The following is a 12,810-nucleotide window of genomic DNA, read 5'->3' as shown; positions in this document are numbered from 1 at the left end:
GGTCACCTCGTACGGTGCGACAGGACGAAGCGGCTCAGGCCCGCCAGCGTGCGCACGTCGTGGATCTGGTCCTCGGTGACCCGGACGCCGAGGTGCTCGGACAGCATCACGGACAGCTCGACCACGGAGAGGGAGTCCAGCCCGAGCGCCTCCAGCGTCGCGCCCGGGTCCATCGCTCCGGGATCCACGCGCAGCTCGCGGACCAGCATGTCCTTCAGCCCGGGGTCGATCTCCATCGGCGCGGTGTCGGTCACGGTCTCCTCCTTGAGGTACATGGCGGCTTGCGGGATCAGGTCTTCCTGACCGGCGACGGCCTGGCGGCGGCCGAGCTCGGCGAATAGGACGCCGGGATGGATGCCCTCGCGGGCGGCAACGTCGAGGACGCGGTCCTTGAAGCCGGAGAACACCCCGGCCTGGCCGCTCATCACCGCCACGGAGTCAGTGCAGGGCGGGGCTTTCATCAGTTGCTGTTCGGCGAGATCGGCGGCGGCGAAGAGGTCCTGCTGGTCGATGCCGGTGGCGTAGCCGAGGCGTTCCAGGACCGGCACCAAGGCCTCGATCTGAGTGTTGCCGGCCCCGGCGCCGAAGCCGCGGGCGCAGGCGTCGATGATCGTCGCCCCGGCCTGGACGGCGGCGATCGAGTTCGCCGTGGCCATGGTGAGGTTGTTGTGCCCGTGGAAGACCACCGGGACGGTGACGGCCTGGGTGATCGCGGTGATGCGCTCGGCCACGTCCGCCGGGAGATAGTGGCCGGCGGAGTCGTAGATCCCGACGGCCTTGGCGCCGTAGCGCGCCATGAGCGCGCACTGCTCGACGAGTTGGCCGGTAGTGGCCATGTGGCTCATCAGCAGGACGCCCTGGGCTTCCAGGCCCCACTCGGCCAGGAACCCGAGGTGGCGTTCGGTGACGTCGGCTTCGGTGCAGTGCGCGGCGATGCGGAAGACCTGGGCTCCGTGGCTGACGGCCAGACGCAGGTCGTCGCTGGTTCCCCAGCCGGGGCCCATGAAGACGCCCATGCGGGCAGAGATGAGGACTCCGCGTACGGTGGCGAGCATCTCGGTGTCGCTCAGCTTGGCCAGGCCGATCTGCAGGGACGAGGCTCCGAGGCCGTTCCCGTGGCCGACCTCGATGACGGGCACCCCGGCTCGGTCGGCGGCTGCGGCATAGGCGGCCAGCTGTTCGCGGTCGAGCTGGTGGCGTACGGCATGGTGGCCGTCGCGCAGGGTCGGGTCGTGGATCACCACGCGGGGGCGGTTCGTCATCACGGGCGCGCTCCTTCGGAGACCTGAGCGTCGGCGTGCATCCGGGCCAGGTAGATCGCTGCCGCGTTGATGATTTCCAGGTTTCCGGCGTAGGCAGGCAGGCGGTGGCCGGGCGCGATGACCTCGACGGTGGCGGTGACCCGCTCGGGGGAGGCCTCGATGCGGGCCACGCTGTAGCCGGGCAGGTAGGCCTGGACGCGGTCGACAGCAGCAGCGATCAGGTGGTGCACGGTGTATAGGTCGATGTCGGCGGCCAGCGCGGTCATCGTGACGCGGAACGGGGGCGGCGGCGTGGCCGGCGTGATGTTGACGAGGACCTTGGCCCGGGGCGTGCCGGTGAAGACACACACGGCGTCCCGGGTGGTGGCGATGTACTCGTCCAGGTTCAGACGGGTCGCCCGGCCCGCGCTTCGGCTGGCGCCGGTGGAGACCACCTCGACGTAGTGGGGTGTGCGGTGTTGGGCGATGGCGTGGAGGACCGGAATGGCGGCCTGGCCGCCGCAGCTGATCAGGCTGATGTGGTGCTCGGTCAGCGCGTCGGCCCCGTTGACGGTGGGGACGGTCAGCGTGCCGAGGTTGCTCGGGGTGAGGTCCACGAGCGTGGCCCCGGTGGGCTCCAGGTGCCGCCAGTGCTCGGCATGGGAGTCGGCGTTCGAGGCGTCGAAGACCATGTCGAAGGCGGTGTCGGACTCCATGAGCGCGGCGATGCCGCCGGCCGTGGTCGGGTAGCCCATCTCGGCGGCTCGCGTCAGTCCGACGGTCTGGGTGTTGCGGCCGACGACGAGACGGCAGTCGAGTGAGGGCGAGCGGTGGATCTTGTCCAGCAGGTCGATGCCGATCAGGCCGGCCCCGAGGACGGCGACGTTGAGCCTGTTGGTCAGGGGCATGGTTGCTCCAAAAGAGCGTTGAGTGGGGCGTGCGGGAGACGGCTGGTCAGATGGCGCGGAACCACACGACGGGAAGGCACGGCGACGATGCCTCAACCGCCGTACCAGGGCGCAGGGGGATACTGGCGTGGACCGAGCCGGGCAACACGATGTCTCCGGCGCGCAGGCCTGCGCCGAGGCTGTGCAGGCGGCGTGCGAGCCATACCAGGGCGTTCATCGGGTCGCCGAGGACATCGCGGCCGTGGCCGCCGGCGGTCAGCACGTCGTTGGCCAGGACCGCGACGGACACGGCACCGAGGTCCATGCCGGCGTTGTAGGGGATGGCCGTCCCGATGGCGAATCGAGCGGCGGAGGCGTTGTCGGCCACGCTGTCCTCCAGCGTGATCCCCCAGTCCCCGTATCGGGTGTCGATGATTTCGAGTGCGAGGAACACCTCGGCCACGGCGGCTCGGGCTGTCTGGCCGTCGACGGCGGGGCCGTCCAGGTCGTGGCCGAGCCGGAAAGCGATCTCCGCCTCGACGCGCGGGGCGAGCAGCGTGCTCGTGCGCAGGTAGCCGCCGCAGGCGACCTGCATGTCTTCCAGGAGGATTCCGGAGTCCGGCTCGCTCACACCCATCTGTTGCTGCATGGCCAGTGAGGTGAGGCCGATCTTGTGCCCGAGGGGCTGGGCGCCGTCAGCCAGACGGTGGCCGATCGCCACCGCCTGGATCCGGTATGCCTGTTCCAGCGTCAGGCCGGGATAGGCCCTTGATAGGGGAACCGTGGCCAGGCCAGACAGTTCGGCCGACCGCAGCTCTTGAGCGGCTTCGATGCCCCACGCGAGGGCGTGGCCGGGGTCACTCATCGGACCTCCCGGCGGTCCGAGGGCTGTGCTGGGCGAGAAGCGTCTCCAGGTAGTCCGCGAGCGGGCCCTCCAGCCCTTCGACGCCAGTGCGGTCCACGGCGGTGATCCACTCAAGTTCCGGTGTGCGGCCGTTTGTCGCCTCCGACTCGGTCAGGGCCTCGAACTGCTTGCGCAGGACCTCCGCGGGCAGCGGCGGCGCCTGGAAGTGCACGCCGATGTTGCCGTGCTCGCCGCGCGTGACCGTCCACAGCGTCAGATCCTCGGGTGCCACGTGCACGCCGATCTCCTCGGCCAGCTCCTTGCCGGCCTGGCGGCGCAGCTCGTTCTCGTCCAGCGTCCGGCCTGCGGTCGGCGGTTCTACGTTGCCGCCGGGGAACTGCCACCGGCCCGGGGCCGCCGTCGATGGCGACATGCGTCCCACGACCAGCCGGCCATCGTCGGTCGGCTGCGCGACGGTCACGAACACGGACGACACGGCGGGCGCGCCGGGAACTCGACGCAAGGCGAAGGACCGGTAGGTGGTTCGCGCCCAGGAAAAGCACAGCACGCCCTTGTCCTCCCACGCCAGCGCCGTGCACACCACGGCGGGGCCGTCGAACAGGGACGGGTTGGCACGGACGGCGTTCTCCCAAATGTGGTCCATGGCCGACTGATGCTCGGCGGAGAGCTGCGGAGCGGGTGTCTCGACCAGTCGAAGGTGCCGTGCTTCCATGATCTGGATAGTGTGAAATTCCTTGCTGGGTAGGGGCTGTGACATCTTCAACGCCATCGTTCCTTTCCGGGACTCCGATGCATCAAGGTCCTTCCTTCTGCTCAACGGTGGTTTCGGGGCTCAGGTGGTGATGTCGGCCGCGTGCCGTGGGCTCACGCGGCCGGTACCGACTTCCGTCCGTCCGGTGTGCCCACTGTGGGAACGCGGGCGGAAACCAGGGGTTCAGGAGACGTGTTGGCTGCGGTCAATGGGTCGGGCCCGATGATCGCCCAGACGCGCTTGCCGCCTTCCTGGCGGCACCAGCCGGATTGCCGAGCGCATGCCCGGGTCAAGGCCAGGCCTCGTCCGGACTCGTCGTCCTCTCCGGCCACGGTCTCGGTGGGGCCGGTCGGGGTGCTGTCGTGCACGACGATGGTCACTGTGCCGTCGTCGGTCCACATCAGGACGTCGACCAGGTCGAGGAGCGGATTGCCGTAACGGATGGCGTTGGTGACGAGCTCGGTGGCTACCAGGCCGACGGTGAAAGGCTGCTCGTCATCAGGGCGCATCCCCCAGCAGGCGAGATTGGCCAGGATGTGGCCGCGAACTCGTGGCACGGCATCGGGCTGGCGACTGTCCACGCTCCAGCGAGCCCAGCTTGTCCCCATCGGGTGCTTGGGGGGCTTTTGCTCGATCACCTGTACACCTTCGGCCTTCGGAGTTGCTGGTTGGGTGGTGCGGAGGTGCCTGCCGAGGCGCCCGGGCGCCCCGGCAGGACGTCGGTGGGACTACTCGGCGTGGTTCTCGTTCCCGCCGTCGTTCTCGTGCTGGTTGCCGCTCTCGTTCTCGTTGCCGGAGTTGCTCATCGCGGACATTCCTCTCAGGCGGGCCTCCAGGGGTGTCCTGGAGGCGGGCTGGGCGCTGATGACAGTAAGTAAACGTGTGATCACGCATCATGAGATAGGACGTTTCCGGGAGCATCACGACCCCAGCCCCGGACGTTTTTCGTTGAGGTGGTGCCGTGTTGACTGGCTGGCCAAGCCGAGTACGGTCACCGGTACGGAACCGAGGAGCGCCATGGCCGAAGTCCATCCGAACCTGGCCCTGAAGGCGTTGATGAACGAGTACGGGCTGAGCGCCCGTAAGCTCGCCGATGCCATCAACACAGCCGAGGAATCCCTGTTTGGGCGCCCTGGCAACGCCACCGACCGACAGATTCGACGCTGGCTCGCAGGCGAGTCAGGCACCCCGCACCTGCACTACCTCACGGCGCTGATAACGGTCTTCAAGGTGCCGGCCGAACAGCTCGGCTTCGCACTCACCGGCTCCAGATCGCGGCAGCTGGCCACTCTGGAAGCCGGATCCACGCCCCTCCCAGACCGTCCCGCCGATCTCCAGGAGTCATCCACCATGCTCCGCCGTGACTTCGCCCTCGCCGCCACCGGCAACCTGCTCAGCTTCGCCTTCGCCCCGCTTCCGGCCGCTGGCCGCATCGGGATGAGCGATGTCGGCCGGATCCGCGAGAGCATCGACCAGCTTCACGCCGTCGATGACGCCTACGGCGGCGAGCAACTCGCCGACGTCGCCGAGAACTACGTCCGCCAGATCGAGGGCGCAATGGCCCGTTGCCTGTACGGGCCGAACGTGGAGAAAGCCCTCTACCAGGTCATCGGCGAACTCCACGCGTCCGCCGGGTGGTTCGCCTTCGACAGCGGTGACCATCCGCGCGCCGCCCACAACTTCGATGCCGGTCTGCGCGCGGGCCTGTTGGCGGGCGACCGCATGCTCCAGGCCCGCATCTGGTCCTACATGTCCCGCCAGTCCTGGGAACTCGGTCGTGCCATGGAGACCGTCACCATTGCCCGCGCCGCTCTGGAGGTAACCCGCAAAGGCCGTGACCACCGCCTCAGCGCTCTCCTGCACGGTCGCATGGCCCTCGGCTATGCCGCCTCCGGCGAGAGCTCCCGCTGCGCGGGCGCCCTCGCCCGCGCCGAGATCTGCCTCGACCGGGCCGCCAGCACCCCACCAGCCTGGCTTGCCTTCGTTGGCCCCGGAGAAGTTCTCGGTGCCGCCGCCATGGCCCACATGGATCTCGCCCAACCCGACAGAGCCGCCTATCAGGAAGAGCAGGGGATGGCCTTGCTCGACCCGCGCTTTCGCCGTAACCGCTTCGCCAAGCTCGTCCATCTCTCTGAGTGTCACCTCGCGGCCGGCCGACCCGAACAGGCCACCGCCACCGGGCACCAGGCACTCGACCTGTACAAGTCGGTCAACTGCCCCCGCTGGGCCGTACGTCTGGGCCGCTTCAGCTCCAAGCTGGCCGGTGCCAACCTTCCCGAGGCCAAAGCATTCGTAGAACGCTATGCCTCGATGTACACCGCCTGACAGGAAGCAGCCGCCCGTGGACGCCGCCACAATGCTCACAGTCACCTACTGCACCGCGGAGGACTCGCCCGCCATCGAGCAGCGGCTCATCGCGGTGTACGCCGAGGTCTACGCAGCAGAGGCCGCCAGCGATCCGTTCTTCTCGATCGAACGGTTCACCCAGCGCCTCCACTCCCACGCCGCCGCCCCACGCTGGGGCTGCGCGTTCGGCGAAGTCGGTGGTGAGCCGGTCGGCTACGCCTACGGTTTCGCCCGTACAACCTCGTACCGGTGGAACGGCCTGGTCACTCCGGTGCCAGCCGAGGACCTCGCGGAGACCGACACCCGCACCTTCGCCTTGTGTGAGGTGATGGTCCGCTCCCCGTGGCGCGGGAGCGGGATCGCCCGCATTCTGCACGACGAACTGCTGTCCCACCGCATCGAGGAGCGTTCGCACCTTTTGGTCGAGGAGGAGCACCCAAGGGTGCGGGCTCTGTATGAACGGTGGGGCTACCGGTGGATGGGCACCATGCAGCCGTTCCCGGACGCGCCCCGCTACGACTCGATGTTCCGCCCCATCTGCTGATCGTCGGACGGCGGGCCTTTCGTCAACCTGCTGCCGCGCAATCCTCCCCTTCGGGGGAAAAGTTTTGCGCGGCAGCGGTATGTGCGCCAGCGGGCAGCCAAGGTGGGGCTATGTCGTCTTTTGTTGCGTTCGGGCAGTGGACCTTGCCCGAATCGCCCTACGCGCTCTGGGTTCGGGGCGAGCTCGACGAACGGCTGGGGCTGCCCGAAGTGCTGCGGGTTGAGGTGATCGGTGGGGAGTTCGTTGTGACGCCATATCCGCCGGTGAACCACGCCCTGATGCTCAGGGATATTCATGAATGGCTGTTCCGCGCCGAACTCGGGGGTGGAGGTTTCCCGTGGCAGATGGTGCAGCATGTCGGCGTCGATCTCGCGGAGATCGGGGATGGCTACTGCTCCGACCTCATTGTGGTGACCGCTGAGGTGGATCTGTTGGCAAGGGCAGAAGATCGATATCTCAGTCCAAGCGAGATCGGCTTGGTGGCTGAGGTCACTGCGCATCCCAACGCACACAATGACCGGCGCCCGGTATCCGGTAAGCCCACCAAATGGAGCGGGTATGCGCGGGCGGGTGTGCCGTACTACCTGCTGGTGGATCGCGATCCACGGCAGCCCGGTGTCACCTTGTTCGGTGTGCCGAACAAGACTGAGGGGACGTACGAGGTGTTGGGGGAGTGGAAGTTCGGTGAGACCGTTCGGTTGCCGAACCCCTTTGACGTTGAGATCGGTACCGGCAAATGGAAGCCCTGGGCGTAGGCCGGGGTGAGAACGCCGCCGCCCGGGACGAATCCTCGTCCCGGGCGGCGGTGTTTCTGGGGTGGTCAGGCCTGCTTGGGCTTGCGGGCGACGGCTATCGCCAGGGCCGCGCAGAGGGTGGCGGCTAGGGCGGCGAAGCCGCTGACGGCGGGGAGGAGGCCGTAGTGCTGGACCAGGGCGCCGACGGCGACGATGGGGAGGGAGCTGCCGAGGTAGACGATGATCCACAGGGAGCTCAGCTCGGAGCCGCGGCGTTCCGGGTCCATCGCGGCGACGGCGGTGGTGAAGAGGGAGCGGAAGGCCACACCCTGGCAGATGCCGCCGAGGACGCTGCCGATGAACAGCAGTGCCGGGGTCTCGGTGTACTGGGCGGCGACGACCAGGGCCAGGCCGGCGGCCAGGCCGGTCATGCCGAGGGCGATGACCAGGCGGTCGGAGGTGGGCGGGACGAGCAGCTGGGCCAGCGCGGACGAGCCGAGCAGCAGGGCGGCCACGATCGCGCCGGTCAGGTGCGAGGAGGTGTGCAGCAGCTTGGCGGAGAAGGCCGGGGCGAGCGCCAGGTAGACACCGAACACCGCGTACGAGATGAAGCCGGCCGAGGCGGCGAGCAGGAACTCGCGGCGGCCGGTGCGCGGCAGAGCGAGTCGGCGCGGGCGCAGGTGGGCCGGGGTGGTGATGCGGGGCGGGGTGGTCGGCGGGCGGTTGCGGCCGGGCATCCGCGGGTGGACGAGGGCCAGCGGAACGCAGAGCGCCAGCAGGGCGATGGCGTGCAGCAGGAAGGGCGTCAGCAGCGGGTCCGCGCCGTTGGCGAGCAGGGCGCCGACCACCGGGCCGAGCGCGACGCCGCCGGCGGAGCAGGCCAGGGTGAGCTTGGCGGCGAGCGTCGGGTGGTCGGGCAGCAGGTCGCCGAGGGCGGCCCCGGCGGCGCCGGTGGACAGGCCGACGGCGATGCCCTGGACGGCCCGGCCGGCGGCGAGCTGCCAGAAGCTGCCGGAGGTGGCGAACACGACGTCGCCGATGGCCGCCAGCGCGACGGCGGGCAGGATCAGGGCGCGTCGGCCCAGGTGGTCGGACCAGTGGCCGACCACGGCGAGCACGGGGACCAGCGCGAACACGTAGATCGTGAAGAGGATCGTGGTGTCGAGCGGGCCGAGGCCGAGGCGCTGTTGGAGGAGCGGGTAGATCGGCGTCGCCAGATTGGCGCCGATGAGCATGAACAGCAGGGCGGCGGCGACCAGGCCGACGCGGACGCCCCGCAGGGCGTTCCAGCGGCTGATCGCGGCGAGCTGGAGCTGGGCACGCGGCGCGAGCTCCAGGGGAAGCAGGGCCTCCGACAGTCGGCGTCCGTCGAGCTGCGCGGTGCGCAGGCCGGAGCCGGCGGGGGAGAGGTCCGCCATGGCAGGGGTCTCCTGTAGCCGGGCACCACCGGGGTCGGCTGGGTGTGCCGGCGCGCCCGTCCTGAGGCGCTGTGGTGGTGGCCGCGGTGCGGGGCTCCCTGGTGGAGCGGGTGAGCTGAAGTGGGCCCCTCCTGCCCGGGGTCGGGCGGGGAGGGCGAAGGGCTTCGTTGCCCGATGGCCCGTACGGGGTGTGCACGGTACCGAGTCGAAGGATAAGGGGTGGGCGCACGGTTGCGGCGCGCGCCCCGTGAGGCCGGGCATCGGGGGTGCCCGGCCTATACGCTGAGGTTGTGGATCGGGACGCTGAGCTGATGGGCGGACCACTGGCTGAGGGAGAACGCACAACGATGGCCGGACGACGTCGGAAGAACGCCGGGGCTTCGGCGGAAGAGAGTGCGGCCGAGGCGGTCCTGCCCGCCGACCTGGAGCTTCAGGACCTCTACGGGGCGTTCGCCGCGCACGGGCTGGACGACGAGGACCTCGACGACGCGGCGGTCCTGGTGCCGCCGGTGAAGCTGCCCACCGAGGAGGAACTGGCCGCCCAGGCGAAGGCCGTACCGATGTTCGGGTACGCGCTGGCGCTGGCCCGCTGGGCCGCCCCGCATCGGGCGGTGGACGAGTTCGGCGACCTCGTGGACGAGGACCGGACCCCCGCGGCGCGGCTGCTGGGCCTGGCCCCGGCGGAGGGGGAGGTGCCGGAGGACGCGGAGATCGAGGCGATGCGGGCCTGGTCGCTGGCCTGCGACCTGGACCTGGTGGAGATCGGGACGACCGCGGCCGGCGAACACGTCGCCGTGCCCGGTCCGGACCTGGAGCCCGCCGAGCAGGGGGACCCGGACACCGTCCTGGAGCTGTGGCTCACCGCCGCCGGGATCGTCCGGGAGCTGGCCGTGGAGGCGGACTCGCTGCCGGAGGAGGAGGCCGGGGCCGCTGCCGGTGCCGGTGCCGAGGCCGGTGTCGGTGTCGAGGCCACGGCGGCCGCAGAGGGCGCGGAGGAGGACGAGGACGGCCTGAACGAGGTCGAGGAGGCCCGGGACGCCGCCGCTGAGCTGCTGGACGAGGCGTTGCAGGTGCTGTACGAGACCACCGCCTTCGCCGAGCCCGGTAACGAGACCGTGCCGCTGGGCGTGCTGGCCGCGCTGCTGGTGGTGCCGGAGGGCGAGGAGCCGAGCGAGGAGCTGCTGGGCGACATCACCGATGTGATGGTCGCACTGGACCCGATGCTGGGCGACCTGGCCGAGCTGGGCCTGCTGGAGTACCGGCCGATCGACCCGGAGCTGTTCGACGAGGAGGAGGGCGCCGAGGGCGAGGAGCCCGCCCTCGTCGGCGAAGCACCGCTGGACGAGGAGGAGTCGGCGCGCTTCGGGCTGGTCCGGCTCACCCCGCTCGGCCAGTACGGCATCCGGCAGTGGCTGCTGGAGGACGGCTACGACGCGCCGCTGGTCGGCGAGCTGGCCCAGGGGGACGCGGCCGAGCTGCTGCGCGCGGTGTGCGAGTCCGCCAACGTGCTGCCGGAGGAGGAGCTGCGGGTCTGGATCACCGCCCGGGAGCCAGTGGCGGCGGCGCGCGAGCTGCTGGCAGCGGCGCGCGGCGAGGACGCGTACGCCCCGATGCGGCGGATGCTCGCCGTCTCGGCGCTGGACCTGCTGGGCGCGCCCGCCGAGCCGGCCGTGCGGGACGTGCTGGACGACCCCGAGCTGGGCGGTGCCGCCCGGGCCTGGCTGACCTCGCTGGGCGCCACGGACGTGCCGGTGCCGGAGCGGGCGATGGCGCTGTGGACGGTGGTCGACACCTTCGCCGCCCAGCTGCTGGACAGCGGCGGCGATGCCGGGCTGCTGCGCGAGCTGATCGCGGACCTTCCGGTGACCGGCAACCCGGCGTCCTACTTCGGCGAGCTCTGGCGGGTCGACCACCCGTACACGGCGGACGTCCTGGAGGCCGTCGGGGAGCTGCACCTGGACCGGGCGGTGGCCAAGGAGGCCCGCAAGGCGGCCTTCAAGGCGCGGTCCAAGAGCTGACGGGCTGCGCGGGGGCGGCTTCCTGCGGTTTCCTGCGGCTTTCCGTGGCTTCCTGCGGCGGCCCTAGGGAAGGTCGAGGGAGCCGTCCTCGGCGAAGGGGAAGAACGGGTTGTGGGCCAGCTCCCAGAGGTGGCCGTCCGGGTCCTCGAAGTAGCCCGAGTAGCCGCCCCAGCTGGTCGGGACCGGCGGCTTGACCACCACGGCGCCGGCCTCGACCGCCGTCTTCAGCGCGGCGTCCACCAGCGCGGGGGACTCCAGGTTCACCGCGAGGGTGACGCCGCGGAAGGCGGGCTCGCCGGTGGCGGGCACGCCCGCGTCGGCGGCCAGTTCCTCGGTGGGGAAGAGGCCGAGCACCGAGTCGGCGGTGCGGAACCAGACGATCTCCGGGCTGGAGGCGGAGGACCGCCGCCAGCCCAGGTCTTCGTAGAAGCGGGTGCTGCGGTCGAGGTCGGCGACCCCGAGGGTGACGATGCTGATCCGGGCGGGGAAGCTGCTGTCTGCTGTCATGCCGCCAGGGTAGGGAGCACGGCTGACAACCGCGCGTCCTGACACGGTCTGCGTCCCTGCCCCGCCCCCGAGCTGATGACCCGGCAGGTCCCCGGCACGTAAGGTGGCGTCGGCGATGCGGGCGCGAGGACTCGGGGGTGCGGCACAGGATGATGCGGGAGAGCGGCGGCAGGCCCCCGGAGCGAAACGCCGAGCGGACGGGTCGTGCGCGCGTGCCCGACCCGAGGAGCCAGGAGGATCGTTTCGCCGCCATGGAGGAGTTCTCCCGCCGGACCCTGGCGGCGGCCGACTTCCCGGTGTACGGCGTGGTCGCCGGGCTGGACCGCGGGGGCGACGCGCTGGCCGCCTTCGAGACCTCCGGCGGCGAGCTCTCCTGGGTCGAGGTGCAGTCCGGCGACCGGGGTTCGGCGGCCGGCCCGTACGTGACCGTGCGCACCTACCGGCCGAGCGCCGAGCTCGGCGAGGACCTGCCCGAGTTGGAGGACGTGGTCGAGGACGAACGCGACCGCGTCTACGACCACCTGGGGGTCGACGAGGGCGACGGGCCCGGCCGGGTACGGGCGTTGCGCGAGTGGATCACCGTGGACGGCGAGCCGTGCCCGGTGGAGGTGCACGAGGACCGGCCGGTGCTCTGGCCGGGTGCGCCGGCCGGCGGCGGGGCGGGCCCGGTCTGGGCCGGGCGGCTGCGGATCGGCGGGCTGACCGTGACGGTGTGCGGGCGCGGGGTGTCGCCCGGCGGCGTGGATCTCGGCGGGATCGCGGACTTCGAGCCGTACCTGCGCGGCCGCACCGAGGTGCTGGACGACCTGGCCGCCCGGCGGGCCCGGCAGGTCCCGGTCGAGGAGCGCGAACTGCCGCCCGCCGTCGGGCTGGAGGCGCACCGGGAGCTGATCGTGCAGAGCATCGCCGAGTCCGCCGCGATCGAGGCGCAGGTCCGGGCCGGGCGGACCCCGCGGCGTCCGCGCGGGCTGCGCGGGGACGGCTACGCGGTGCGCTGGGAGGTGGCGGTGCGTCAGCAGATGCGGCTGGCCACCGAGACCCGGGAGGAGGCCACGGTGGCGGTGACCGGGATGGTCAACCACCTCAACCGGCTGTCCCGGCAGACGCATTGGCTGATCGGGACGCCGGAGGGCGCGGCGGCCGTCGAGGAGGTCGTCCGGTACACGGTGTTCGCCAGCGAGGTGGCGAGCCTGCCGGCGCAGCGGGCCTGGGAGCAGCTGTGGCGGGAGCGGCCGGGCGGCGGCGGGCCGGAGATCTGGGAGGAGCAGCGGCTCGCCGAGCAGCTGTGGCTGTCGGCCTGGGAGCAGTGGCGGACGACGCGGGCAGGATGACCACCGGCCGGGCGCGCGGATGACCACCTGCCGGGTGCGCCGGGGCGGGTTCGAGGGCGGACCGAGGCAAAGCGGAGGTCATGTGTCGGTCATCGGTTGGCAAATGGCCGCCTCGGCGTGAGGTGGGCGTCATACCCGGTTCATCCCTGCGGCGGAGTCTGCTGGGCG

Annotated in this window: 13 protein-coding genes and 1 pseudogene; 5 read left to right on the top strand and 9 right to left on the bottom strand. The window is 70.9% G+C overall.

From position 1 onward, the window contains the following. Window positions 1-2: 2 nt before the first annotated feature. From ACIOJE_RS24045 to ACIOJE_RS24015, 7 genes and pseudogenes are all read right to left on the bottom strand, one after another. Complete coding sequence (locus ACIOJE_RS24045; RefSeq protein ID WP_400778791.1) at window positions 3-209, bottom strand: acyl carrier protein; 207 nt, start codon at window positions 207-209, stop codon at window positions 3-5. Between the two features lie 57 nt (window positions 210-266). Continuing rightward, a pseudogene (gene dmpG / locus ACIOJE_RS24040) lies at window positions 267-1,262 on the bottom strand (4-hydroxy-2-oxovalerate aldolase); the annotation flags it as partial. Next, entirely contained in the window at window positions 1,262-2,149 is an 888-nt protein-coding gene (locus ACIOJE_RS24035; RefSeq protein ID WP_400778707.1) for an acetylating acetaldehyde dehydrogenase, read from the bottom strand. The gene ACIOJE_RS24035 and the pseudogene dmpG, both read right to left, overlap by 1 nt. A 46-nt stretch (window positions 2,150-2,195) precedes the next feature. After that, window positions 2,196-2,993: a 2-keto-4-pentenoate hydratase gene (locus tag ACIOJE_RS24030; RefSeq protein ID WP_400778705.1), complete on the bottom strand. Its 798-nt coding sequence runs from the start codon at window positions 2,991-2,993 to the stop codon at window positions 2,196-2,198. After that, window positions 2,986-3,762, bottom strand: coding sequence for an NUDIX hydrolase (locus tag ACIOJE_RS24025; RefSeq protein WP_400778703.1), 777 nt, complete (start codon window positions 3,760-3,762; stop codon window positions 2,986-2,988). Before ACIOJE_RS24025 ends, ACIOJE_RS24030 begins: the two co-directional genes overlap by 8 nt. 95 nt (window positions 3,763-3,857) lie before the next feature. Continuing rightward, window positions 3,858-4,382 (bottom strand): ATP-binding protein, encoded by a 525-nt coding sequence (locus tag ACIOJE_RS24020; protein ID WP_400778701.1) that lies wholly within the window; start codon window positions 4,380-4,382, stop codon window positions 3,858-3,860. Between the two features lie 90 nt (window positions 4,383-4,472). After that, complete coding sequence (locus tag ACIOJE_RS24015; protein ID WP_400778699.1) at window positions 4,473-4,634, bottom strand: hypothetical protein; 162 nt, start codon at window positions 4,632-4,634, stop codon at window positions 4,473-4,475. A gap of 127 nt (window positions 4,635-4,761) precedes the next feature. Here ACIOJE_RS24015 and ACIOJE_RS24010 point away from each other — a divergent pair, with 127 nt between their 5' ends. The 3 genes from ACIOJE_RS24010 (at window position 4,762) to ACIOJE_RS24000 (ending at window position 7,389) form a co-directional block, all read left to right on the top strand. Then, window positions 4,762-6,069 carry a hypothetical protein gene (locus tag ACIOJE_RS24010; RefSeq protein WP_400778697.1) on the top strand — a complete coding sequence of 436 codons (1,308 nt, stop codon included), beginning with the start codon at window positions 4,762-4,764 and terminating at the stop codon, window positions 6,067-6,069. 16 nt (window positions 6,070-6,085) lie between these two features. Then, window positions 6,086-6,634 (top strand): GNAT family N-acetyltransferase, encoded by a 549-nt coding sequence (locus ACIOJE_RS24005; protein ID WP_400778695.1) that lies wholly within the window; start codon window positions 6,086-6,088, stop codon window positions 6,632-6,634. A 110-nt stretch (window positions 6,635-6,744) separates the two neighbouring features. Next, a complete protein-coding gene (locus ACIOJE_RS24000; protein WP_400778693.1) occupies window positions 6,745-7,389 on the top strand; it encodes a Uma2 family endonuclease in 645 nt (214 codons plus the stop codon). Between the two features lie 65 nt (window positions 7,390-7,454). On the opposite strand, the gene ACIOJE_RS23995 is transcribed toward ACIOJE_RS24000, so the two are convergent. After that, a complete protein-coding gene (locus ACIOJE_RS23995; protein ID WP_280678063.1) occupies window positions 7,455-8,786 on the bottom strand; it encodes an MFS transporter in 1,332 nt (443 codons plus the stop codon). Between the two features lie 347 nt (window positions 8,787-9,133). Here ACIOJE_RS23995 and ACIOJE_RS23990 point away from each other — a divergent pair, with 347 nt between their 5' ends. Next, the gene (locus tag ACIOJE_RS23990; RefSeq protein WP_400778691.1) at window positions 9,134-10,804 is read left to right on the top strand and encodes a hypothetical protein; all 1,671 of its coding nucleotides are present in this window, start codon (window positions 9,134-9,136) and stop codon (window positions 10,802-10,804) included. Between the two features lie 63 nt (window positions 10,805-10,867). Here ACIOJE_RS23990 and ACIOJE_RS23985 read toward each other — a convergent pair whose 3' ends face one another. Further along, on the bottom strand, window positions 10,868-11,311 hold the full coding sequence (locus ACIOJE_RS23985) for a VOC family protein (RefSeq protein WP_280678067.1): 444 nt from the start codon (window positions 11,309-11,311) through the stop codon (window positions 10,868-10,870). A gap of 212 nt (window positions 11,312-11,523) precedes the next feature. On the opposite strand from ACIOJE_RS23985, the gene ACIOJE_RS23980 reads away from it, so the two are divergent. Next, window positions 11,524-12,642, top strand: a complete 1,119-nt coding sequence (locus ACIOJE_RS23980) for a hypothetical protein (protein ID WP_400778688.1) — start codon at window positions 11,524-11,526, stop codon at window positions 12,640-12,642. Window positions 12,643-12,810 lie beyond the last annotated feature (168 nt).

This window comes from Kitasatospora sp. NPDC087861, assembly GCF_044742585.1.
Classification (GTDB): Bacteria; Actinomycetota; Actinomycetes; order Streptomycetales; family Streptomycetaceae; genus Kitasatospora.
Note: the sequence above shows the minus strand (reverse complement) of the source record. Positions and strands in the feature narration are given on the sequence as shown.